Here is a 21,484-nt window from a genome sequence, read left to right as displayed (position 1 = left end):
ATGATTACCTACACCCAATCTGCCATGCTAATTGAGCAAATTGTGCAGCAAGTTGCATGAGTAGCGGTTGAAATTCCGCTAAATTTTGCAAATTTTTGTCTGAAATCGACCGCTTGTCCGCAAATTGCATCTGCCCGTAGCCGCAATCTAAATCGCGCCCTCGAGTGACTTCTAGCTGCACATTTTGCCAACGCTCAGTTGGTGGGTAGATCACTTGGCTTTGCAGCTCTTGCTGGTTAATGGCAACAGTTGCTTGAGTATTCACTTGATCCGCAAAACGCTGTTGGCGCAATTTAGCACGAGCAGATAAACTTCTCGCTTGTGTATTTTTATCTAGAAATAGTAATACCCCTTGTTGCCAGTTTTCCGGAGTTTGACCACTATCCTTCGGTAAATAGAGCATTTGCTGCATTTCATCTAGCTGATTGTGAGTAATGCGTTCAAAGATCTGATTCTGAAATACAATTTTCTCTGGTGTTGAAAATTGAGCGGGGTGAGAAATACAGCCAGCCAGTAAAAACACAAAGGCTAAAAATGAGAACGGGCGTACGCTGTACGCCCCCACAATGTTAACATTAGTCATGCCGTTCTTCCCGCTTAAAGACTAACTCATTTTCGCTAGAACTATCTGCATCAAACCAATAGCCCCCATAGTTAAATGCTTTAAGTTGCTCAACTGAGGTTGGCTGATTTTCCAGCATAAAACGCACCATCATGCCACGCGCTTTTTTCGCATAAAAACTAATCACTTTAAATTTACCATTTTTTTCGTCTAAAAATACAGGTTTGATTATTGTGGCATTGAGGTTTTTCGCCTTAATCGCCCCATAATATTCATCAGAGGCTAGATTGACTAAAATATTATCGCCTTGTGCATCAATAGCTTGTTGCAAATGTTCAGTAATCACATTGCCCCAAAATGCATAAAGATCCTTACCCTTCAAATTCGCCAGCTTCGTCCCCATTTCCAAGCGATATGGTTGCATTAAATCCAGTGGCTTAAGTAAACCGTATAGCCCCGAAAGCATTCTTAAGTGCGTTTGAGCATAATAGATTTGTTCGCTCGTTAAACTTTCTGCATCTAGCCCCGTATATACATCTCCTTTAAATGCAAAAATCGCGGCTTTTGCATTTTGCTCATTATGGGCTAATTGCCACTGTGCAAAACGTGCGACATTCAGTGCTGCGAGCTTGTCACTAATCGACATTAAACTCCCCACCTCTGCGGGCGAAAGCTGCTTGCAAATTTCAATTAATTCTTGGCTGTAAGCGGTCAATTCTGGCTGAGAAAATGCAAAATTGGTCATTTTTTTCTCAAAATCCAATGTTTTCGCAGGGGAAATAATGGCTAACATAATTATCCTTTAATCATTAAACGTTAAACTTAGTTCTAATGCAGATAAATAGTGATGCTCTTCTTCTAAATCTGCCTGAACCAGTGGATTTTGGCTTAAAAAGCTTTGGCTAAAAATTAACTGCCAATGGTTTTTGTCTATTTGCAACGTTAATTGCTCAATGCATGGCGCTGCTTGGCGAGCCTTATTGAGTAAAACTGCCAAACGGAATAAGCGCAACAGAGTTAAAATATCTCGATACTGATAACGGCTTGTGCTTTTAATATCACTTCGTTTAAAGCCCTTCAAATGATAACGCATAAGCAATGCAAGCAGATGTTGTTGCTCATTATCAAAGCCCGGTAAATCACGATGAGCGATGATATAAGCCGAATGGCGATGTACATTATTGTGGTTAATGCTAATACCCACCTCGTGTAGCAGGCTAGCCCATTTTAGCATTGAGCGCAATTCTTTATTCTGCTTACGATTTTTCCACTCTTTCACTTGCTCGAACAACTGTAATGCGGTATCACGCACCCGAGTCGCTTGGCGATTATCAATATTAAATTGCTCTGCTAATGCCTCCGCGGTACGCTGGCGAATATTGCTTACCTGAAAAACATCGTCCAAGCCATACATAACACCTTCGCGCAATGCACCATCTGAATAGCGCATGGTTTGAATCTGGAATGTATGAAATAACGCTAATAAAATTGCCAATCCGGGGAGCAATACATCTGCTCGCTCAGCCAATAACCCTTTTAATTGAATATGTTGCAGATTATCAAATTGCAAACAACGCTCAATCAAGCTCTTTAAACGCGCTTCAGTGATAATGCCATCTCGATAACCGTTTACACTCAACACTTTGCTCACCGTTTTGACAGTGCCTGATGAGCCAAACACATTTTGCCACCCAAGCTCACGATATTCACACCCCAGATCCTCAATTTTTGCCATTGCAGTTTGATAAGCCTGTTCAAAACGGCGTTTATCTAGCTTACCTTCAGCAAAAAAACGCTGAGCAAAACTCACACAGCCCATATGCCGACTTTCAGCCCGTAAAGGGAAAAAGCCATCACCAATACTCATTTCTGTTGAGCCGCCCCCAATATCAACCACCAGCTTTCTACCATATTCAGCTTGAGTATGGCTAACACCGGAATAGATTAAACGAGCTTCTTCTTGCCCACTAATAATATTAATCGGATAAGGAAAAACCTTAGCGGCCTGTGTGAGAAAGTCTTGATTATTTAGTGCACGACGTAAAGTATAAGTACCAACCACTTTCACATTTTCCGGTGAGAAACCTTGTAAGCGTTTAGCAAACAAATTTAGGCACGCAACCCCTCGTTCAATAGCCTCTTGACTTAAAATACGATTTTCATCTAAACCTTCCGCCAAGCGCACTCGGCGTTTAATCCGAGATAAAACTTGGATTGAGCCATTTACAATGCGAGCAACAATCATATGAAAGCTATTCGAGCCGAGATCGATCGCGGCAAATTCACGAGGGGCGGAGCGAGAAGGCATATTTGACAAATCCTAGCAACAAAAGAAAACGGAGAGAGTTTAGCATTTTTTACTCCAAAATGGGGGCAATCTCTTCAGCAAGCGGTCATTTTTCCGTTAAAATATGCAAAATTATAGGACATGCTGCCACATCCTTTGAAATATCCACACACTCAACGTTATAGAAGGGAGAAAATATGATCACAATTGAACAATTTTTAGAAGTTGTTGCAAAACTGCGTGACCCAAATGGCGGCTGCCCTTGGGATTTAAAGCAAGATTTCAATTCTATGCTACCACATATGCTGGAAGAAAGTTATGAAGTTGCAGAAGCAATTCAAACGAATGATCGCAATGCACTGCGAGAAGAATTAGGCGATTTACTGCTCCAAGTGGTTTTTCTTAGCCAACTTGCGAAAGAAGAAGGTAGCTTTAGTTTTCAAGATGTACTCAATGATATCTATCAAAAACTGATCTATCGTCACCCACATGTATTTGGTGAGGTAAAAGCCTCTAATAGTGAAGAGGCATTAGCCCATTGGGAAGCGCAAAAAGCCAAAGACCACAAACACCAAGCACAAACATCGATCTTAGACGATCTCCCCTTTGCTCTTCCTGCACTAACACGTGCAGAAAAACTACAAAAACGTTGTGCTAAAGTCGGGTTTGATTGGGATAACCCAATAGATGTGTTGGCAAAAGTAGAAGAAGAGCTACAGGAAGTAAAAGATGAATTAAATGCCGAACAATATAGCGCGGAAAAAACCGCAGAAGAATTAGGTGATTTACTTTTTGCGAGTGTAAATTTATGTCGCCACTATAATATTGAAGCGGAAAGCGCGTTGAGAAATGCTAACTTAAAATTTGAGAAACGTTTCCGTTTAGTTGAAAATGAAGTTAAAACGCAAGGCAAAACGGTGCAAGATTGCAGTTTAAGTGAATTGGATGCTATTTGGGAAAAAATCAAAAAACACCGTTCTACGCAATAAAAACCGATAAACTGCTTGACTATCGATGAAATGTAAAGAAAATTTACGACTGTTTTTTTATTAATTTAAATAGGGTGTATTGATGTTTCAAATGAAGTGCGTTGTCGCTTAAAGAATGTTTGTTTAGCCCACTAGACTTCACATTTTTTGCCTTGTTACGGCAAAAATCTGCCAAAGCTGCTACCCCATTTGAAACATCAACACGCCCTATTAGGGATGAATCATTATGCCTAAAATTTTACTTGTTGATGACGATATTGAACTGACGGAATTACTTGCAGAATTGCTTTCATTTGAAGGATTCGACTCGCACATTGTACATAATGGCAAAGAAGCTTTAGATGTATTGGCTCAGCAAGAATTTGATATTGTGTTGCTTGATGTCATGATGCCAGTATTAAATGGTATCGAAACATTAAAGCAAATCCGCTTAAAATACGAACTACCCGTCTTAATGTTAAGCGCACGTGACGATGAAATCGATCGCATTCTGGGGCTAGAGTTGGGGGCAGATGATTATCTACCTAAGCCGTTCAATGATCGTGAGCTGGTGGCTCGAATTAAAGCAATCTTACGCAGAACCGTGACCTCAGCTACATTGAAACGGCGTGAAACAGAATCCGAACCAGACGATAGTAGCCATCGCATTTTATTTGGTGGCGTAGAACTCTATCCAGGACGCCAACAAGCAATATTCGCGGGTAAAGAGATTGAATTAACTGGTACAGAATATGCGTTACTGGAAATCTTAGTGCGGAATGCTGGACATATTCTCTCTCGAGAGTTGCTCAGTATGGAGATTTTAGGCAAGAATCTCACCCCCTATGATCGTTCTATTGATATGCATATGTCGAATTTACGCAAAAAACTTCCGCATAGAACGGACAATTTGCCTTGGTTTAAAACTCTGCGAGGCAGAGGTTATCTTTTAGTCACAGAATAACAATGATTAAAACGTCTCCCAACTTAGATTCTATCGCCAACTCATTTTAAATTGGCCATAACTATTGGGAGACATCTATTTTTGCACTATGATTTTTAAAAAACTTCACATTCTACGAAATTATCTCGCTTACCAAATATTTTCCTCCTTTATAGTAACTATTGCGCTGATTTTAGGGTTCGCGCTAATTTTCCCTAATCTTGATCCGCGCACTTACAATCCAATCGAGGAGGAAACACGAGAATATTTTCGTTTAGAAAGTTTACACACTCAAAACGAATATAATCTGGATGAGATCTTCGACCGCAGACTCTCTCTCTCTTCTGCTAGTGGTTTTGACATTATTTTATTTGAAAAAGACACAGGGGAAATTAGCGGTGTCACAGAAAAACAGCTGAATTTGCTACAAGTGTTTATTCTTAAAGCGAATAATCCCATTACCCCACTAAAATGTATGTTTGGTAATCTCGCTTTCTATGGGCCATTTGAAATTCATTCTGACAACCATAGCTATTACCAATATTTCATTCAACAAGTCGGCCCTCAGCAAGAATTTCTCAACAGGATGTTTGACTCACCATGGGCAATGCTGGCAATTATGTTATTGGTCAGTATTCCTATTGTGTTATGGCAATCACACCGAATTGCTAAGCCCGTTAAACAGTTACGCCTTGCTGCCAATGCCGTTGCAACAGGCGATTTAAATGAAAATCCTCAGCTTGAAATTGACGGCGTGACAGAAATCCGTGAAGTAGGTACCAGCTTTAACCAAATGATTCAAGCGTTACAACGCTTACAAAACTATCAGCAGCGGTTAATCTCTGATGTTTCACATGAATTAAAAACGCCACTTACCCGTATGCAGCTTGCAATATCATTGCTGAGAAGAAGAAATGGCGAAAGCAAAGAGATCTGCCGTTTAGAAAGTGAAATTGGCAAGCTGGATAGCATGATTCAAGATTTACTACAACTTTCACGACAGAACTTAAACCAACATATGCATCGAGATATTTTTGCCGTAAATCATATTTGGGCAGAAGTTCTCGAAGATGTAACATTTGAGTTGGAAAGCGCGGGATTAAAATTAACCCTTGAACAGCAAATTGATAACCCTGCTCACTACTTTATTAATGGTAACCAAACTCTGTTATCTAGCGCGGTAGAAAATGTGCTACGCAATGCTAAAAAATATGCACACAGTCAGGTAAAATTAGCAACCTATATTGATGCAGAACAGCGCTTAAATATTGTCATTGATGACGATGGCGATGGCGTGCCAGCAGACCAATATAAAGAGATCTTCCGTCCTTTCTACCGAGTTGATGACGACCGTGCGCGCCAAACAGGCGGCACAGGCTTAGGATTAGCAATTGTTGCGAATGCAGTTGAAAACCACCAAGGCAGTGCTGTTGCGGAAAAAAGCCCACTGGGAGGGTTGCGCGTTAAAATTCAACTGCCTTTATGGTTAGAATAAACGAATGCCAATATTGATTTATCCATGCCAAACAGCATGCTTATCTATATTTGCAAATTTTTCTCCAAAACAGACCGCTTGTTATGACAAAATTAATTGAAATCTCGGCGCTAAATAAATACGTGGGCAGTGCTGAAAATCCTGCACACATTTTAAAAAATATTAATTTAACTATTGAACAAGGCGACTTTGTGGCAATTATTGGCGCTTCTGGCTCAGGTAAATCCACCCTTATGAATATCCTTGGTTGCCTAGATACCGCCAGTTCGGGTTCTTACAAAATTGAAGGCGTAGAAACACAACGCCTTTCGAGTAATCAACTTTCTGATCTACGTCAGCGTAAATTTGGCTTCATTTTCCAACGTTATAACTTACTTTCAAGCCTCAATGCTGTGGAAAATGTCGCTCTCCCTGCCATTTATGCCGGCTTAGAAAATAACGCACGCCTAAAACGCGGCAAGGAATTATTAGACAAATTAGGTTTAGGTGATAAAGCACAGCATCGCCCTAACCAGCTCTCGGGCGGGCAACAGCAACGAGTGAGTATTGCTCGTGCATTAATGAACGGCGGTGAAATTATTCTTGCCGATGAGCCAACAGGGGCGTTGGATTCCAAAAGTGGCGAAACCGTGATGGAAATTTTGCAAGCGCTACACCAAGAAGGGCATACACTCATTTTAGTTACCCACGATCCGCAGATTGCCACTCACGCTGAGCGTATTATTGAGATAAAAGACGGTGCCATTATCCGCGATGAGCGGCAAAAAGTGCTTTCAAGAAAACGAGAAGATCATAAACGCCCAGCGAAAAAACCCCGTTTTATCGATCAGCTCATCGAATCTTTTAACATGGCAGTCAGTGCTATTCTTGCCCATAAAATGCGCGCATTACTGACTATGCTCGGTATTATTATTGGGATTACCTCGGTGATTTCTGTCGTAGCGCTTGGCAAAGGTTCTCAAGAACAAATTCTCTCTAATATCAATAACTTAGGCACAAACACGATGAGTGTGTATAACGGTACAGGCTTTGGTGACCGGCGAGCAAATTTAACTCGGAATCTCACTATCAGCGATGTCTCGGCATTGGCTCGGCAAAACTATGTAGAAAGTGCTACGCCAACAAGCTCACACAGCGGCACCATTGTCTCTGGCAATGTCGCAGTATCTGGGCAAATCAGTGGTGTGGGCGAACAATATTTTGATGTACAAGGCATTACTCTTAAATCGGGCAGATTTTTTTCTGCCGAAGAGGTGGTACAGTCTGCCCAAGTTGTGGTTATTGATTCCAATACCAAAAATAGCCTGCCGTTTGAAAATCCTCTTGGCGAAATTGTTCTGGTAGATAAAAAGCCGTTACAAATTATTGGTGTTGCCGACAACGAAATGCGTCAGTCCAGCAATTTGAGCCTATGGACACCTTATACTACGCTTATGCAACGTATTTCTGGTGCGAAACAGATTGACTCTATCACAGTTAAAATTAAAGATAATGTTGAAAGCCAAACGGCAGAAAAAAGCTTAACAGAGCTTTTAACTGCACGTCATGGCAAAAAAGATTTCTTTGTGATGAATACCGACACAATCAAACAAACAATAGAAGCAACAACTGGCACAATGACACTACTTATTTCTTCTATTGCATTAATCTCACTGGTAGTAGGCGGTATTGGGGTGATGAATATCATGCTTGTTTCTGTTACTGAGCGCACTAAAGAGATTGGTGTGCGTATGGCTATTGGCGCCAAACAAGGCAATATTCTGCAACAGTTTTTAATTGAAGCGATTTTAATCTGTTTACTCGGTGGGATAATTGGTATTTTGCTGGCGGCAATGATTATTGTCGGCTTTAACTACTGGGGAAGCGATTTCAAAATGATTTTATCCCCTGAATCAGTCGTTGTTGCTGTTGTTTGCTCTACCCTTATCGGGGTCATATTTGGTTATATTCCCGCACGTAACGCATCCCGTTTAAATCCAATTACCGCTTTAGCACAAGAATAGGAACTTTTCATGTTAAACAATCTTGAATTAGAAAAAATCTTAGATGCCAAACTCAATAGTCGTGAAATTTCGGATTATGCACCGAACGGCTTACAAGTAGAAGGGAAAGCAGAAATCCGCAAAATTATTACCGGAGTAACCGCTACATTGCCGCTAATTGAAAAAGCGATTGAGAAAAATGCTGATGCCATTTTAGTCCACCACGGTTATTTCTGGAAAAGTGAAAATCCGTGCATTCGTGGTATGAAAGGTAAACGAATCAAAGCGTTATTACAAAATGAGATCAACCTATTTGGCTACCACTTACCCCTAGATATCCATTTAGAACTGGGTAACAATGCTCAGCTTGCCAAACATATCGGTGCCATAAATTTACAAGGTATGGAGGATAAACCCAATTCAATTCCCATTATCGCAGAATTCGACACAGCTATTTCTGCGCAAAAATTAAAACAGCGCCTAGAACAAGCGCTACAACGCCCTGTGATTTTATGTGATGAGTTTGTGTGTGAAAGCTGGCATAAGCCAATAAAAAAAGTGGGCATTTGCTCTGGCGGTGGGCAAGGTTATATCGATCTCGCCTTTGAAAAGGGCTGTGATGCTTTTATCAGCGGTGAGATTTCTGAACAAACTACCCACTCTGCGCGAGAACAAGGCATTTACTATTTCGCGTGCGGGCATCATGCAACGGAAAGGGACGGCATTAAAGCGCTTGGAAAATGGCTAGCAGAAACCTATACATTAGATGTTGAATTTATTGATATAGATAATCCTGCCTAATTTTGCATTTTTTCAGCCAAAAACAGCCGCTTGACTCTAATTAGGGACAAGCGGCTGTTTTTGCCCATTTTTTTACAAAATATTACTCGATATGTCGTTCTTTATGCCCTGTGTAAATCTGTCTTGGGCGAACAATCTTCAGGCTCTCTTCATACATTTCACGCCAATTGGCAATCCAGCCGACCGTTCTTGCTAAAGCAAAAATCACCGTAAACATAGATGTCGGAATACCGATAGCTTGTAAAATTATGCCAGAATAGAAATCGACATTTGGATAGAGCTTGCGCTCAATAAAATAAGGATCACTTAACGCAATGCGCTCTAATTCCATTGCCACTTCTAGCAACGGGGTATTTACCCCTAATTCTTTCAACACCTCATGGCATGTTTCTCGCATCACCTTCGCACGCGGATCGTAATTTTTATACACTCGATGCCCAAATCCCATTAAACGGAAAGGATCATTTTTATCTTTCGCACGAGCAATAAATTCTGGAATGCGATCTACCGTGCCAATTTCTTGTAGCATTTTGATGCACGCTTCATTCGCGCCACCGTGCGCCGCTCCCCAAAGTGAGGCAATACCGGCAGCAATACAAGCAAACGGATTTGGTCCTGAAGATGCCACACTGCGCACTGAAGAAGTAGAAGCATTCTGTTCATGGTCGGCATGCAAGGTGAAAATTCTGTCCATTGCCCGTTCTAATACCGGATTGACTACATAAGGTTCACACGGGGTAGCAAACATCATATATAAAAAATTGCCTGCATAAGATAGGTGATTTTGCGGATACATAAACGGACGACCCACGCTATATTTGTAGCACATCGCGGCTAAAGTCGGCATTTTTGCCAACAAGCGAATGGCTGTTAGCTCACGGGATTTATCACAACTGGTATCGACCAAATCGTTATAAAATGCCGCTAAAGTACTCGCCGCGCCACACAGCATCGCCATCGGATGCGAATCTCGGCGGAAGCCTTGGAACATTTTGGTAAATTGCTCATTAACCATATAGTGCGAAGCAATTTCTTTTTTAAACGCCGCAAATTCTGCTGCATTCGGCAATTCTCCATTCAATAATAAATAAGCCACTTCAAGATAATTCTTTTTCGTGGCTAACTCATCAATCGGATAGCCTCGATGCAATAAAATGCCTTGCTCACCATCAATATAGGTAATGCTGGATTCACATAATGCCGTAGAGGTTAAACCTTGATCGTAAGTAAACAATTGATTTTTTTGCAGCATATCAACACCTATCGCATGATAGCCTAAGTTACTTTCATAAACTGGCAGTTCAATCACACGTCCATCATTAATATGCAGTTCAGCTTTTAAAGTAGGATGTAGTTTTGGCATAGGATTACTCCTTATTGATATTTTATTTTGAAAGTAGATGTCGGGCTATTTACGCCCGACAAGCGGTGGCATTTCGGCAATTTTTTGCCACATTACGCCGCTGTTTGGAAAATCACATTTCCTGCTTTTTGGGTGTAGCGATTAATTTGGTCAAAATTCATATAACGATAAGTATCTTCTTTATCATTATCTAAACGCTGCACATAATCCAAATATTCCTCCGGTGTTGGTATGCGACCAAGTAATGCACACACAGCCGAAAGCTCTGCAGAAGCAAGATACACAAAGGCATCTTTACCCATACGGTTTGGGAAATTACGGGTAGAGGTAGAAATGACTGTTGCACCATCGGCAACACGGGCTTGATTCCCCATGCAGAGTGAGCATCCCGGTACTTCGATTCTCGCACCACTCTTACCAAAAATGCTGTAATAGCCCTCATCTGAAAGCAGGCTTGCATCCATTTTTGTCGGTGGTACAACCCATAAGCGCGTTGGGATCGCACCTTGGTGCTGACTCAATAATTTACCCGCTGCACGGAAATGACCGATATTGGTCATACAAGAGCCGATAAATACCTCATCAACTTTATTACCTTGTACGTCTGAGAGTAAGCGGGCATCATCAGGATCGTTCGGTGCACAAACTATCGGTTGTTTAATTTCATTCAAATCAATGTCGATCACCGCCGCATACTCGGCATCTGCATCCGCTTCCAGCAATTGAGGATTGGCAAGCCACGCTTCCATTGCCTGAATACGGCGCATCAGTGTTCTCACATCGCCGTAACCTTCAGCAATCATCCATTTCAGCAAAACAATATTGGAATTGAGATACTCAATAATCGGCGCCTTATCCAATTTAATGGTGCAAGCCGCAGCAGAGCGTTCTGCCGAAGCATCAGAAAGCTCAAAAGCTTGTTCCACTTTCAAATGTTCCAAACCTTCAATTTCAAGGATACGCCCTGAAAAAATATTTTTCTTGCCGGCTTTTTCTACCGTCAACAAACCTTGTTGGATAGCATAGTAAGGAATCGCATGTACAAGATCGCGCAGCGTAATCCCTGGTTGCATCTCACCTTTAAAGCGAACCAATACTGACTCCGGCATATCCAACGGCATCACACCGGTTGCCGCGGCGAAAGCCACTAGGCCAGAACCGGCAGGGAATGAAATCCCGATGGGAAAACGCGTATGGGAGTCACCACCTGTGCCTACCGTATCAGGTAGCAACATGCGATTCAGCCACGAATGGATAACACCATCTCCTGGGCGAAGTGAAACCCCACCACGATTCATAATAAAATCAGGTAAGGTGTGATGTGTCACTACATCAACGGGTTTTGGATAGGCTGCTGTATGGCAAAAGGATTGCATAACAAGATCTGCGGAAAAGCCTAAGCACGCTAAATCTTTCAATTCGTCACGGGTCATCGGGCCAGTAGTATCTTGCGAACCCACACTAGTCATTCTCGGCTCACAGTACTGCCCTGCACGAATCCCCTCTACACCACAAGCGCTCCCTACCATTTTTTGAGCAAGCGTATAACCCCGGGTATTCTCTCCTGCAGTTTGTGGCTTCACGAACACTTCGCTTTCAGGCAGCCCTAATTCAACACGAGCTTTATGTGTTAAACCGCGTCCGATAATAAGAGGAATACGTCCTCCCGCTCGCACTTCATCTAACAACACTTCCGTTTTTAAGCAAAATTCTGCTAAAACCTGACCGCTTGTATGCGCACAGATTTTGCCTTCATAAGGATAAAGATCGATAATATCGCCCATATTGAGTTTAGAAACATCCACCTCAATAGGGAGTGAACCCGCATCTTCCATCGTATTAAAGAAAATCGGCGCAATTTTGCCACCTAACACCACGCCACCAGCGCGTTTGTTAGGAATATAAGGAATATCCTCCCCCATCAGCCATAACACGGAGTTTGTTGCCGATTTGCGCGAAGAGCCCGTTCCTACCACATCGCCTACATAAACCAATGGAAAGCCTTTCTCTTTTAAACGCGCAATCTGTTTCATCGGCCCAATTGCACCGGCTTCATCTGGCTCAATCCCCTCACGCGGATTTTTCAGCATAGCAAGGGCATGCAGAGGAATATCCGGACGAGACCACGCATCTTGAGCAGGTGAGAGATCATCAGTATTGGTTTCTCCGCTGACTTTAAATACCGTTAAAGTGATTTTTTCTGCCAATTTTGGACGCGATAAAAACCATTCGGCATCTGCCCAAGATTGTAAAACTTGTTGCGCATATGAATTGCCATTACGAGCTTTTTCCACCACATCGTGGAAATTATCGAACATCAAAAGGGTAAAAGAGAGGGCATGCACAGCGATGGGAGCAAGTTCAGGATTATCCAAAGCCTGAATTAAAGGCTCAATATTGTAGCCACCTTGCATTGTGCCAAGCAATTCTACCGCACGTTGTGGGCTAATCAATGGAGAGAGGACTTCGCCTTTCGCAACGGATGCCAAAAAAGAGGCTTTAACATAAGCGGCTTCATCCACACCTGCAGGAATGCGATTTTCCAAGAGCTCGATTAAAATTGCTTCTTCCCCTAGCGGTGGTGCTTTTAATAATTCAACCAGTTGGGCAACCTGCTCAGCATTTAGTGGTAGCGGCACAATGCCTTGCTTAGCCCGTTCTGCAACTTGTAAGTGGTAATCTTTTAAAAATGACATACTTACTCCCCCAATCAATAATTAACAAATAATATTCGCTAAAAAGCAAAAAAACCGCAGGTTAAATTCAGATTAACAAGCGGTCTTTTTCCTCCCATAATTTGCAAAACCTTACATATTTGCCACAATATCTGCGGCAAATTCAGACGTTGAACGAAGTGTTGCGTTAGCTAATGTTTCAGCAAAATCAAATGTCACTGTTTTCGCTGCAATTGTTTTTGACACCGCATTCACCACCAAATCAGCGGCTTCTACCCATCCTAGGTGGCGTAACATCATTTCACCGCTTAAAATAAGAGAACCGGGGTTAGCCTTATTGTGCCCTGCAATTTTAGGTGCAGTACCATGGGTCGCCTCAAAAATTGCGGCCTCTGCGCCGATATTTGCGCCTGGTGAAATACCAATTCCACCTACTTGCGCCGCCAGCGCGTCGGAAATATAGTCGCCATTGAGATTAAGTGTAGCGATAACATCATAATCAGCAGGATGTAATAACGCCTCTTGCAAAAACGCATCAGCAATGCAATCTTTGATAATAATTTGTTTGCCTGTTCTTGGGTGAATTAGACGATGCCAACTGCCTCCTTCTAACGGCTCCGCACCAAATTCTTTTGCAACTTGGTAGCCCCACTCTTTAAATGCGCCTTCGGTAAATTTCATAATGTTGCCTTTATGTACCAAAGTTAAAGAGTCACGATCATTGTCGATCACATATTGCAATGCAGCCCGTACTAAGCGTTGCGTGCCTTGCTTAGAAACAGGTTTAATCCCGATCCCACATTCTTGACTAAAGCGGATTTTGGTGACACCCATTTCCTGCTGTAAAAACGTAATGATCTTCTGCACTTCAGCAGACCCTGCCTGCCACTCTATGCCGGCATAGATATCTTCAGAATTCTCACGAAAAATGACCATATCAACCAATTCCGGTTGTTTTACTGGACTTGGCGTACCTTCATAATAACGAATTGGACGTAGGCAGTTATATAAATCCAAGCTTTGACGCATCGCCACATTTAATGAACGGATACCTCCGCCTACCGGTGTCATTAGCGGACCTTTAATCGCAACGTGATATTTTTGAATGAGCTCCAGGGTTTCTGCTGGTAACCATGTACCTTCACCATATTTTTGATTGGCTTTTTCACCCGCATAAATTTCCAGCCATTCAATTTTTCGACTACCTCCGTATGCTTTTTCTACCGCGGCATTAATGACTGTTTGCATTGCGGGGGTCACATCAACCCCTATACCATCTCCCTCAATAAAAGGAATAATCGGATGAGTTGGCACATTTAAAGAACCATCTATGTTCAACTTAATCGCTTCGCCAGATAAAGGTTGTTTCACATATTGCATAGCATCCTCCTGTCGGAAATTTGTCTATTTATAATCCAACAAACAATAATTTGCAACATATTTTTAACACAAAAATAACAAATAAGCATTTTTAAAAACAATTTATTGCGATTGCCATAAAAAAAGCAGGGTGCTTTAATCTGCACCCTGCTTTTCTATTTGAAATATAATTTACAACCAGCCCATGCCAAGCAGTAATTCCCACCATGCAATACCCACTGTACAGTGAATAATTAAGCTACCAAATGCAATAATTGCTCCTGCGATCCACCACGATTTAATATCATTATACCCCGCACCAAAAGTGATTGGACCTGGACCGCCACCATAGTGAGTGACAGAACCACCATAGGAGTTAGCAAATAACAGCCCGATCGTCAGTAGTTCTACTGGTGCACCAGCAACTTTACCTACTGTTGCAAATACTGGTACCATTGCCGCAACATAAGCACCACCGGAAGCAAATAAATAACGAACCGCCACACTTAAGGTTAAAATCACAAGTAAAGCAATAATGCCATGGTCACCAAAATTGATGCTTGCTTGCATGGTATCTGCAAGCCATTTAAAGAAACCCGCTTTATCCAAGATAGAAGACATCCCAATAATGCCACCGTACCAGATTAAGGTATCCCAACCAGCCTTGTTTTTACGGACATCATCCCAGCTAACAATATTTAAGAACACACATAACACCATGGTGATTAATGCAACAGTCGTTGCACTCACACCTAATTCTTTTGCAAAGATCCAAGCAAACAGTGCGCCAAAGAAGAGTACAGACAAGAATTTTTCACGTAAGCTCATTGGGCCTAATCCCGCTAAACCTTCTTGAGCAATGGTTTTATTATCCACCTCTTTTAATTCTGGTGGCGCAACAAAATAACAAACCAATGGAATTAAGAATAAGCACAGTAGCCCTGGTACACTGGCTGCTAAAAACCATTTTACCCAGTCAAGTTCAAAACCTAAAATTGGCGCCATAATAGAAAGTGCTAGTGCATTCGGAGCCATTGCCGTTAAGAAAATATAGCTCGTTGTTTTTACCACCATATAAACATTCATTAACAGATAGCGCCCTGCCTTTTTCGGACTTTTCTCAGGATCAGAGCCAAGTGTTACAGCCACGCTGTTAATGATCGGGAAGACAATCCCCCCTGCTCGCGCAGTGTTCGATGGCGTTGCCGGCGATAAAAGTAGATCTAAAAACATGGTCACATAACCTAAACGTAATGTTGTATGACCAAACATTCCAATTAAATGATAGGCAATTCGCTTACCTAATCCTGTGATCACAAATGCCGAGCTCATGGTAAAAGCCGTGAAAATTAGCCAAGTAGTAGGTGATTGATAGCCACTTAGCGCCTGTCCAGCTTTAACAAATTCCCCAGCTCCACTGGTATTACCAATAGTTGCCATAGAAAGTGCTACCGCAGTGAGCAAAATAACTGGCTCACCATAAGGCTTTAAGATGAGTCCTAAAATGGTGGCAAGATAGATCCCAAATAAACGCCACGCAATTAAGGATAAACCCTCTGGCGCAGGGAGCAAAAAGACAACAATCGGAATCGCCGCCATAATTGCAAGTTTGGCATTTTTAGATAAAGCCATAGTTGTTACCTCATAAAGTTAATAAAAAATGAAAGAAAATGGTTAATGCAAGCAGATCTGCGCTGCCTCCTGGGCTCAGGTTACGTTGAATACACTGATGGTCAAACGCATTAAGTTGCTTAATAAAGTCAGCTTGGTTATGCAAATGCTGTAAGCCATTCAATAGCTGTGCCGCTTGCTGCTGTATAAACGCTAACCCTGCCATCCCTCCTCGATGCACCACATTGGTATCAGGGTTACTTTGCATCAAATATAATAAGGCGATATGCCAATTAGGTTTTTCCCCAAGCATTTGTAATGTGTTTCTCACCTGTGGAAATCCGGCCTCTGCTTCTCCCCTTGCCCCAGTTAAACCATATTGTTGGAAAAGTTTTACCCCATGAGTAAGCGGTGCATTCTCAGGATAATTTTGCAACTCCGCCGTCACGCCATAACAGATTTGTGCGACTATTTCGCACACTTGTTCCACGCTATGTTCAATCTGAAAATGTTGTGAAGCAAATAAACGCCCTAACGCCGTGCAAACTAAGCCAAAAGCAAAAATTGCGCCTTTATGGGTATTTACACCATTTGTAGCCTGTAACATTGCTTGCTCAGCTTGTAACCCAAGCGGTCGAATTTGCGCTAAAATTTGCGAAACAGGCTGATTTACTGTCGCCATTCCTTTATGAACAAAGGCAGACCAAAATGGCGCTAAAGCCTCACAACTCGCCATAAAGGTGGTAAAATCCATATCATGGTGTGCGCCATTATTTGCGCTATCCACCAAGCCGGGCTTAGGGGTAAGTTGCACTTCATGTAATAACGCTTGCTGCACTCGCTCACTAATCTGGTCTGCAAAATTCTCAGCCATTGCCCGTTGCTGCATTTCTGCAATAATTTCCGTTGTACTGTGCCGTCTTTCTCTGGCACAAATTTTGGCTACACCGTGGCAAACTAAGCAGGGGCGGTTTGCCAATCCCATTTTTGTCCGACTGAGTAACTCGCCTGTAGGGCTGATTACATCGAGATCCCATAAACGCGCTAGAGGGCTCTCATCCTCTAAAGCAATCATCGCTTGTTTTAATAATTCGGCGTCAATCGGTAAGGCAAACAATGCTTCGTGCCCTGTTTCTAATTCACGGATAAGTTGTTCTGTCGGGGTAATGCCCAAACGATTAAAACAAGCGGTTAATTTCGCTAAACATTTTGCAAAGACAAAATCCAATAAGGCATTTTTCTTCACCGCCCCCACCGCAGTTAGAGTCACAGAAAGCACACTCTGCCGATATTTACTCAGCAGCGCTTGTTGAATGGCGAAACGTGTTTCTCGTGCCATTAGTAGTTCGTCTAAATCAATGGGACGACCGGTAGTAGAAAATGTAAGCGATAACATTGGCTTTTCATATTAGGCGAACGATATACGTTCGCCTTTATAGTATGTTTAAATATTCAAAACGCGTACTTTAATGGACGCACACTGTGCGCCCGACAATCTAGCTTTTTACCTGATACACAGTATCAATCACTGAACCATCACGATAACGAACTACCGCCACAGGACGCTCAGTAAACTCAATCGGCTTCGGTTTACCCGTTAGGGCGTAAGCTTTCTCCATCAATTGCTCAATGCTAAAAAGCTCAATCCCCGCTTGCGTTAAATTCTCAATGAGATCAACGCGCGTTGGATTAACTGCTATGCCATGATCGGTCACTAAAATATCGATATTTTCCCCAGGCGTAACACAGGTGATCACCTCTTCTACCACCGTAGGAATTCGCCCACGGACAAGAGGCGCAACAATTATGGCAACCTGTGCAGATGCAGCGGTATCGCTATGCCCTCCTGAAGCCCCTCGAATCACACCATCAGAGCCCGTTAGTACATTGACATTGAAATGGCGGTCAATCTCTAAGGCACTTAAAATCACCACATCGAGCCGTTCAACACTTGCCCCTTTAGAACTAAAGTTTGCATATTGATTTGCTGAAACTTCAATGTGGTTCGGATTACGCGCCAATGATTCTGCGGCATCTTTATCAAAACTTTGCACATCAATGAGTTTTTTGATTAAACCCGCTTCATGTAGTTTAACCATTGAAGAAGTGATCCCTCCTAGGGCAAAATCTGCCGTAATATTTTGACGACGCATTTTGTCTTCAAGAAAACGTGTAACCGCTAATGCTGCTCCACCAGAGCCTGTTTGCATTGAGAATCCATCCTTGAAATAGCCTGAAGCAAAGATCACCTCCGCCGCTTTGCGCGCAATCAGTAATTCGCGGGGATTGGTCGTCATACGGGTTGCACCACCACCAATTTTTTTCGGGTCGCCTACAGCATCCACTTTCACAATGAAATCCACCTGATCTTGTGCAATGCTGGCAGGATGATGTGGATAAGGGGCAAATTGTTCGGTTAATAACACTACTTTATCGGCATATTCCGCATCGACTTTGGCATATCCCAATGAACCGCATTTACTTTCACCGCTAAAACCATTAGCATTACCAAATTTATCGCAACACGGTACGCCTAAAAAGGCGACATCAATTTTAATCTCTCCCGTTCTAACTAAATGCGCACGACCACCATGTGAATGAATGTTCACCGGTTCTGCTAATTGAATATCCCCACATGAAATGGCATCAGCCAGCTTGCCACGTAAACCCGAAGAGTAAATTTTACGCACTACGCCATGCTTGATATGTTCAATAAGTGGAAAATGGCTATCAATTAAGGAACTCGAAGCCAATGTTAAATTTTTAAAGCCCATTTCGGCAATTTTTGCCATAACCATATTGACGATAAAATCCCCACCACGAAAAGCATGATGGAATGAAATCGTCATACCATTTTGTAACCCTGAACGACGAATCGCCTCTTCCAGACTGTCACATACTTTGCGATCTTTTGCTGTTCGTTGTAATGATTCCGCTTTTGGCGCAGCTTGGTAAGCGGTCAAATTTGTGCTTAATTTTGCTAAACGTTCTTCTCTAGTACGCATATTATTCCTCCCGAATGCCTGATTTGGCGCGCTCTAAGACTAATCTTGCTCGTTCAATAATCGGTGCATCGATCATCTTGCCATTTAGCGATACAACCCCTAAGCCATGTTGCTCTGCTTCATTCGCAGCTTCAATGACTTTCCGAGCGTGATCAACATCTTTTTGCGTTGGTGCAAATAAGTTGTGCAATAATTCAATTTGACGAGGATTGACGAGGGATTTGCCATCAAAGCCCAGTTGCTTAATCAGCGCTGCTTCTTTTAAAAAACCATCTTCATTATTTGCATCGGAATAAACTGTGTCGAAAGCTTGAATACCCGCTGCACGCGCCGCTTGTAAAATAGAACAACGTGCGAAAAGTAATTCAATGCCTTCCGGTGAGCGTTCTGTCTTCAAATTACGAACATAATCTTCTGCCCCCAAGGCGATACCAATTAAACGTTTTGAAGCAAATGCAATTTGATTCGCTTGAGTAATCCCCAGCGGGGATTCAATTGCCGCTAACATTTTGGTTGAACCTATTTCTCGTCCACAATTTTTTTCAATCTCGCTAATCGCGTGATCCATATCAAGCACATCTTGGGCTGTTTCTGTTTTCGGCATGCGTACCACATCGACACCTGCGCGTACTACCGCGTTTAAATCGGCTAAACCAAATTCACTGTCTAATGGATTCACTCGCACTACGGTTTCCATTTCTTGATAGAGCGGGTGACGTAACGCGTGTGCCACTAATAAGCGCGCACTGTCTTTTTCTTTTAAAGCCACGGCATCTTCTAAGTCAAACATGATTGAATCAGGTTTATAAATAAAAGAATTACTCAGCATTGCGGCATTAGAGCCCGGTACAAACAGCATGCTGCGGCGTAATTTGATCTTTTGGCTCATAGCATTTTCTCCCAGTTGATCGGTTCATCGGTGGCACGTTGCAATGCTGCTTTTAAACGCGCCTGTAACACACAATCTAGTGCACCTTTATCTTCTACAATCACCTGTGCATGAGTAACATTGAGTTGTGCTAGCACTGACTTTACTGTTGCCTCAATTTGATCACCAAACTGCTTACCAACCGAACTGTTAATTTCAATATCTAAACCTTGTGCAGGTGCAACTCGAATCAGAGCATCACTTGATTCCAGCGTCCCCGCGAGGGCTGCTTTCGTAATTTGCATAACGATTTCCTTATTTTGTTTCAATTTGTTTTAAAAATGCGAAGGTAGAGGCTGGTACAAGCTTCTCTATTGCTTGCCAATCGTGCTGTGACAACAATGCACGAACCCGACTTGCCGAAATAGGCTCGCCATCACAACTTTTACGTTCAATTTCTACCACGGTAATTTTATCTGCGCTCATGTCTGCTTCTGTTAGCCAATAGTGCATTTGGCGATTGTATTCTCGTGTTACAGCACAATGTGGTTCTGTCCCAACAAAACGATGCGTAATACCCAAACTTGGGGCAATTTGCTGACGAAATAGCTTGAGATCAAACTCCAAATGGAGTGAGTTCGCTAACCCCCGATCTTTAAGAAAATAATCAGGGAAGGTTGCTCGAGAAATAATGTAATTTGAACCAGGATGAATAGTAAGATGAGAAAGGTCGGCTAAGCCTTGTTGGATAAGTTGGAAACGATCATGGTAGGAAAATTGGGAGGCATCTTCTCCTACTACAAAAAGATGTAGATGCTCGCATTGTGACAGCGCTTGTTCAACTAAGTAGCGATGCCCTAAAGTAAATGGGTTGGCATTCATCACAATTGCGCCGATTTTCTCACCGGCAACTCGCATTTGTGCCCAACGGTCACGCTGCTTTGCTAACCGAGTTCGGCTATTTTCCAATAAAACTACATTCGGTTTCGCTTCCGCTATCAGATAAAAGCCGCAATGCTGAAACAGCTTTTCATATTCAGGTTTGGTATAAATAAAAAGTTCGTGCTGACCAAGTTCATAAGCCAAATTAACCAGCTCAGTAGCAAGCTGTAGCACAATGCCCGAACCCCGCATATCAGGTTTTATCGCAATGCATTTAATAATATTACCGGAAATACCGCCACAAGCCAGAATACGCTCATGTTCATCTAAGACGACAACAAATTGTGCTATACACTCATCTAACCGTAATCCATTTTCCTCTAAAAAAATGCGTATAGCGGTTAATTTTGATGAATTTTTTGCAACACGAGTGAAATACATTTGACAATTTATTTACATAATAAAAAAAACATCTGCATTGTAACAAATCCAAGGCTTGTTGGCTGTTTAAACGTTTTCCTTTTTGATAAGAATCAATCTGATTTTGGTATCGGTGAGCTTTTGTACACACATACCCAATAATAAAATCCGTGCTATTTGATCTAAATCAGATTTCATACAAAAAGCTTGAGAAAAATTCCTCATTATGCGTTATCTTATTCCTAGTATTTTAGTCGGGTATT

At 42.2% G+C, this 21,484-nt stretch carries 17 protein-coding genes; 5 read left to right on the top strand and 12 right to left on the bottom strand.

The features are described 5' to 3' along the window. Positions 1 to 4: 4 nt before the first annotated feature. The 3 genes from F542_RS04560 to ppx are packed head-to-tail and all read right to left on the bottom strand — an operon-like array spanning position 5 to position 2,870. Complete coding sequence (locus F542_RS04560) at positions 5 to 583, bottom strand: ABC transporter ATPase (RefSeq protein ID WP_231504950.1); 579 nt, start codon at positions 581 to 583, stop codon at positions 5 to 7. Then, a complete protein-coding gene (gene yaaA / locus F542_RS04555; RefSeq protein WP_015432691.1) occupies positions 576 to 1,355 on the bottom strand; it encodes a peroxide stress protein YaaA in 780 nt (259 codons plus the stop codon). Before yaaA ends, F542_RS04560 begins: the two co-directional genes overlap by 8 nt. A gap of 9 nt (positions 1,356 to 1,364) precedes the next feature. Further along, a complete protein-coding gene (gene ppx, locus F542_RS04550; RefSeq protein ID WP_025266997.1) occupies positions 1,365 to 2,870 on the bottom strand; it encodes an exopolyphosphatase in 1,506 nt (501 codons plus the stop codon). 176 nt (positions 2,871 to 3,046) lie between these two features. On the opposite strand from ppx, the gene mazG reads away from it, so the two are divergent. The 5 genes from mazG to F542_RS04525 all read left to right on the top strand — a co-directional run bounded on the left by mazG (position 3,047) and on the right by F542_RS04525 (position 9,038). Continuing rightward, positions 3,047 to 3,838, top strand: coding sequence for a nucleoside triphosphate pyrophosphohydrolase (gene mazG / locus F542_RS04545; protein ID WP_025266996.1), 792 nt, complete (start codon positions 3,047 to 3,049; stop codon positions 3,836 to 3,838). A 226-nt stretch (positions 3,839 to 4,064) separates the two neighbouring features. Beyond that, on the top strand, positions 4,065 to 4,781 hold the full coding sequence (locus F542_RS04540; protein WP_015432694.1) for a response regulator: 717 nt from the start codon (positions 4,065 to 4,067) through the stop codon (positions 4,779 to 4,781). A gap of 88 nt (positions 4,782 to 4,869) precedes the next feature. After that, complete coding sequence (cpxA, locus tag F542_RS04535; protein ID WP_025266995.1) at positions 4,870 to 6,255, top strand: envelope stress sensor histidine kinase CpxA; 1,386 nt, start codon at positions 4,870 to 4,872, stop codon at positions 6,253 to 6,255. A gap of 83 nt (positions 6,256 to 6,338) precedes the next feature. Beyond that, positions 6,339 to 8,258 carry a MacB family efflux pump subunit gene (locus tag F542_RS04530; protein WP_025266994.1) on the top strand — a complete coding sequence of 640 codons (1,920 nt, stop codon included), beginning with the start codon at positions 6,339 to 6,341 and terminating at the stop codon, positions 8,256 to 8,258. Positions 8,259 to 8,267: 9 nt separating this feature from the next. Beyond that, positions 8,268 to 9,038 (top strand): Nif3-like dinuclear metal center hexameric protein, encoded by a 771-nt coding sequence (locus F542_RS04525; protein WP_025266993.1) that lies wholly within the window; start codon positions 8,268 to 8,270, stop codon positions 9,036 to 9,038. An 82-nt stretch (positions 9,039 to 9,120) separates the two neighbouring features. On the opposite strand, the gene F542_RS04520 is transcribed toward F542_RS04525, so the two are convergent. From F542_RS04520 to citC, 9 genes are all read right to left on the bottom strand, one after another. Then, positions 9,121 to 10,401, bottom strand: coding sequence for a citrate synthase (locus F542_RS04520; protein WP_015432698.1), 1,281 nt, complete (start codon positions 10,399 to 10,401; stop codon positions 9,121 to 9,123). A 92-nt stretch (positions 10,402 to 10,493) separates the two neighbouring features. Beyond that, on the bottom strand, positions 10,494 to 13,097 hold the full coding sequence (gene acnB / locus F542_RS04515) for a bifunctional aconitate hydratase 2/2-methylisocitrate dehydratase (protein ID WP_025266992.1): 2,604 nt from the start codon (positions 13,095 to 13,097) through the stop codon (positions 10,494 to 10,496). Positions 13,098 to 13,208: 111 nt separating this feature from the next. Further along, positions 13,209 to 14,456, bottom strand: a complete 1,248-nt coding sequence (gene icd / locus F542_RS04510; protein ID WP_015432700.1) for an NADP-dependent isocitrate dehydrogenase — start codon at positions 14,454 to 14,456, stop codon at positions 13,209 to 13,211. 171 nt (positions 14,457 to 14,627) lie between these two features. Continuing rightward, a complete protein-coding gene (locus F542_RS04505; RefSeq protein ID WP_015432701.1) occupies positions 14,628 to 16,067 on the bottom strand; it encodes an anion permease in 1,440 nt (479 codons plus the stop codon). 10 nt (positions 16,068 to 16,077) lie between these two features. Further along, positions 16,078 to 17,442 (bottom strand): triphosphoribosyl-dephospho-CoA synthase CitG, encoded by a 1,365-nt coding sequence (citG, locus tag F542_RS04500; RefSeq protein ID WP_025266991.1) that lies wholly within the window; start codon positions 17,440 to 17,442, stop codon positions 16,078 to 16,080. 100 nt (positions 17,443 to 17,542) lie between these two features. Next, positions 17,543 to 19,051 (bottom strand): citrate lyase subunit alpha, encoded by a 1,509-nt coding sequence (gene citF / locus F542_RS04495; RefSeq protein ID WP_015432703.1) that lies wholly within the window; start codon positions 19,049 to 19,051, stop codon positions 17,543 to 17,545. A gap of 1 nt (position 19,052) precedes the next feature. Continuing rightward, positions 19,053 to 19,928 (bottom strand): citrate (pro-3S)-lyase subunit beta, encoded by an 876-nt coding sequence (gene citE, locus F542_RS04490; RefSeq protein ID WP_025266990.1) that lies wholly within the window; start codon positions 19,926 to 19,928, stop codon positions 19,053 to 19,055. Positions 19,929 to 19,936: 8 nt separating this feature from the next. After that, positions 19,937 to 20,224: a citrate lyase acyl carrier protein gene (gene citD, locus F542_RS04485; protein ID WP_015432705.1), complete on the bottom strand. Its 288-nt coding sequence runs from the start codon at positions 20,222 to 20,224 to the stop codon at positions 19,937 to 19,939. A gap of 10 nt (positions 20,225 to 20,234) precedes the next feature. Continuing rightward, positions 20,235 to 21,242, bottom strand: coding sequence for a [citrate (pro-3S)-lyase] ligase (gene citC, locus F542_RS04480; RefSeq protein WP_015432706.1), 1,008 nt, complete (start codon positions 21,240 to 21,242; stop codon positions 20,235 to 20,237). Positions 21,243 to 21,484 lie beyond the last annotated feature (242 nt).

The organism is Bibersteinia trehalosi USDA-ARS-USMARC-188, assembly GCF_000521725.1.
GTDB classification, from domain to species: Bacteria; Pseudomonadota; Gammaproteobacteria; order Enterobacterales; family Pasteurellaceae; genus Bibersteinia; species Bibersteinia trehalosi.
The sequence above is the reverse complement of the archived record's forward strand: the minus strand, read 5'-3'. Positions and strand labels throughout refer to the sequence as shown.

Bases quoted from the DNA above. Each gene is read 5' to 3' on its own strand.
- citF (WP_015432703.1), bottom strand. From the start codon at position 19,051: ATGCGTACTAGAGAAGAACGTTTAGCAAAATTAAGCACAAATTTGACC.
- yaaA (WP_015432691.1), bottom strand. From the start codon at position 1,355: ATGTTAGCCATTATTTCCCCTGCGAAAACATTGGATTTTGAGAAAAAA.
- F542_RS04520 (WP_015432698.1), bottom strand. From the start codon at position 10,401: ATGCCAAAACTACATCCTACTTTAAAAGCTGAACTGCATATTAATGAT.
- F542_RS04540 (WP_015432694.1), top strand. From the start codon at position 4,065: ATGCCTAAAATTTTACTTGTTGATGACGATATTGAACTGACGGAATTA.
- acnB (WP_025266992.1), bottom strand. From the start codon at position 13,097: ATGTCATTTTTAAAAGATTACCACTTACAAGTTGCAGAACGGGCTAAG.
- citC (WP_015432706.1), bottom strand. From the start codon at position 21,242: ATGTATTTCACTCGTGTTGCAAAAAATTCATCAAAATTAACCGCTATA.
- ppx (WP_025266997.1), bottom strand. From the start codon at position 2,870: ATGCCTTCTCGCTCCGCCCCTCGTGAATTTGCCGCGATCGATCTCGGC.
- citD (WP_015432705.1), bottom strand. From the start codon at position 20,224: ATGCAAATTACGAAAGCAGCCCTCGCGGGGACGCTGGAATCAAGTGAT.
- F542_RS04560 (WP_231504950.1), bottom strand. From the start codon at position 583: ATGACTAATGTTAACATTGTGGGGGCGTACAGCGTACGCCCGTTCTCA.
- F542_RS04530 (WP_025266994.1), top strand. From the start codon at position 6,339: ATGACAAAATTAATTGAAATCTCGGCGCTAAATAAATACGTGGGCAGT.
- cpxA (WP_025266995.1), top strand. From the start codon at position 4,870: ATGATTTTTAAAAAACTTCACATTCTACGAAATTATCTCGCTTACCAA.
- mazG (WP_025266996.1), top strand. From the start codon at position 3,047: ATGATCACAATTGAACAATTTTTAGAAGTTGTTGCAAAACTGCGTGAC.
- F542_RS04525 (WP_025266993.1), top strand. From the start codon at position 8,268: ATGTTAAACAATCTTGAATTAGAAAAAATCTTAGATGCCAAACTCAAT.
- F542_RS04505 (WP_015432701.1), bottom strand. From the start codon at position 16,067: ATGGCTTTATCTAAAAATGCCAAACTTGCAATTATGGCGGCGATTCCG.
- icd (WP_015432700.1), bottom strand. From the start codon at position 14,456: ATGCAATATGTGAAACAACCTTTATCTGGCGAAGCGATTAAGTTGAAC.
- citG (WP_025266991.1), bottom strand. From the start codon at position 17,442: ATGTTATCGCTTACATTTTCTACTACCGGTCGTCCCATTGATTTAGAC.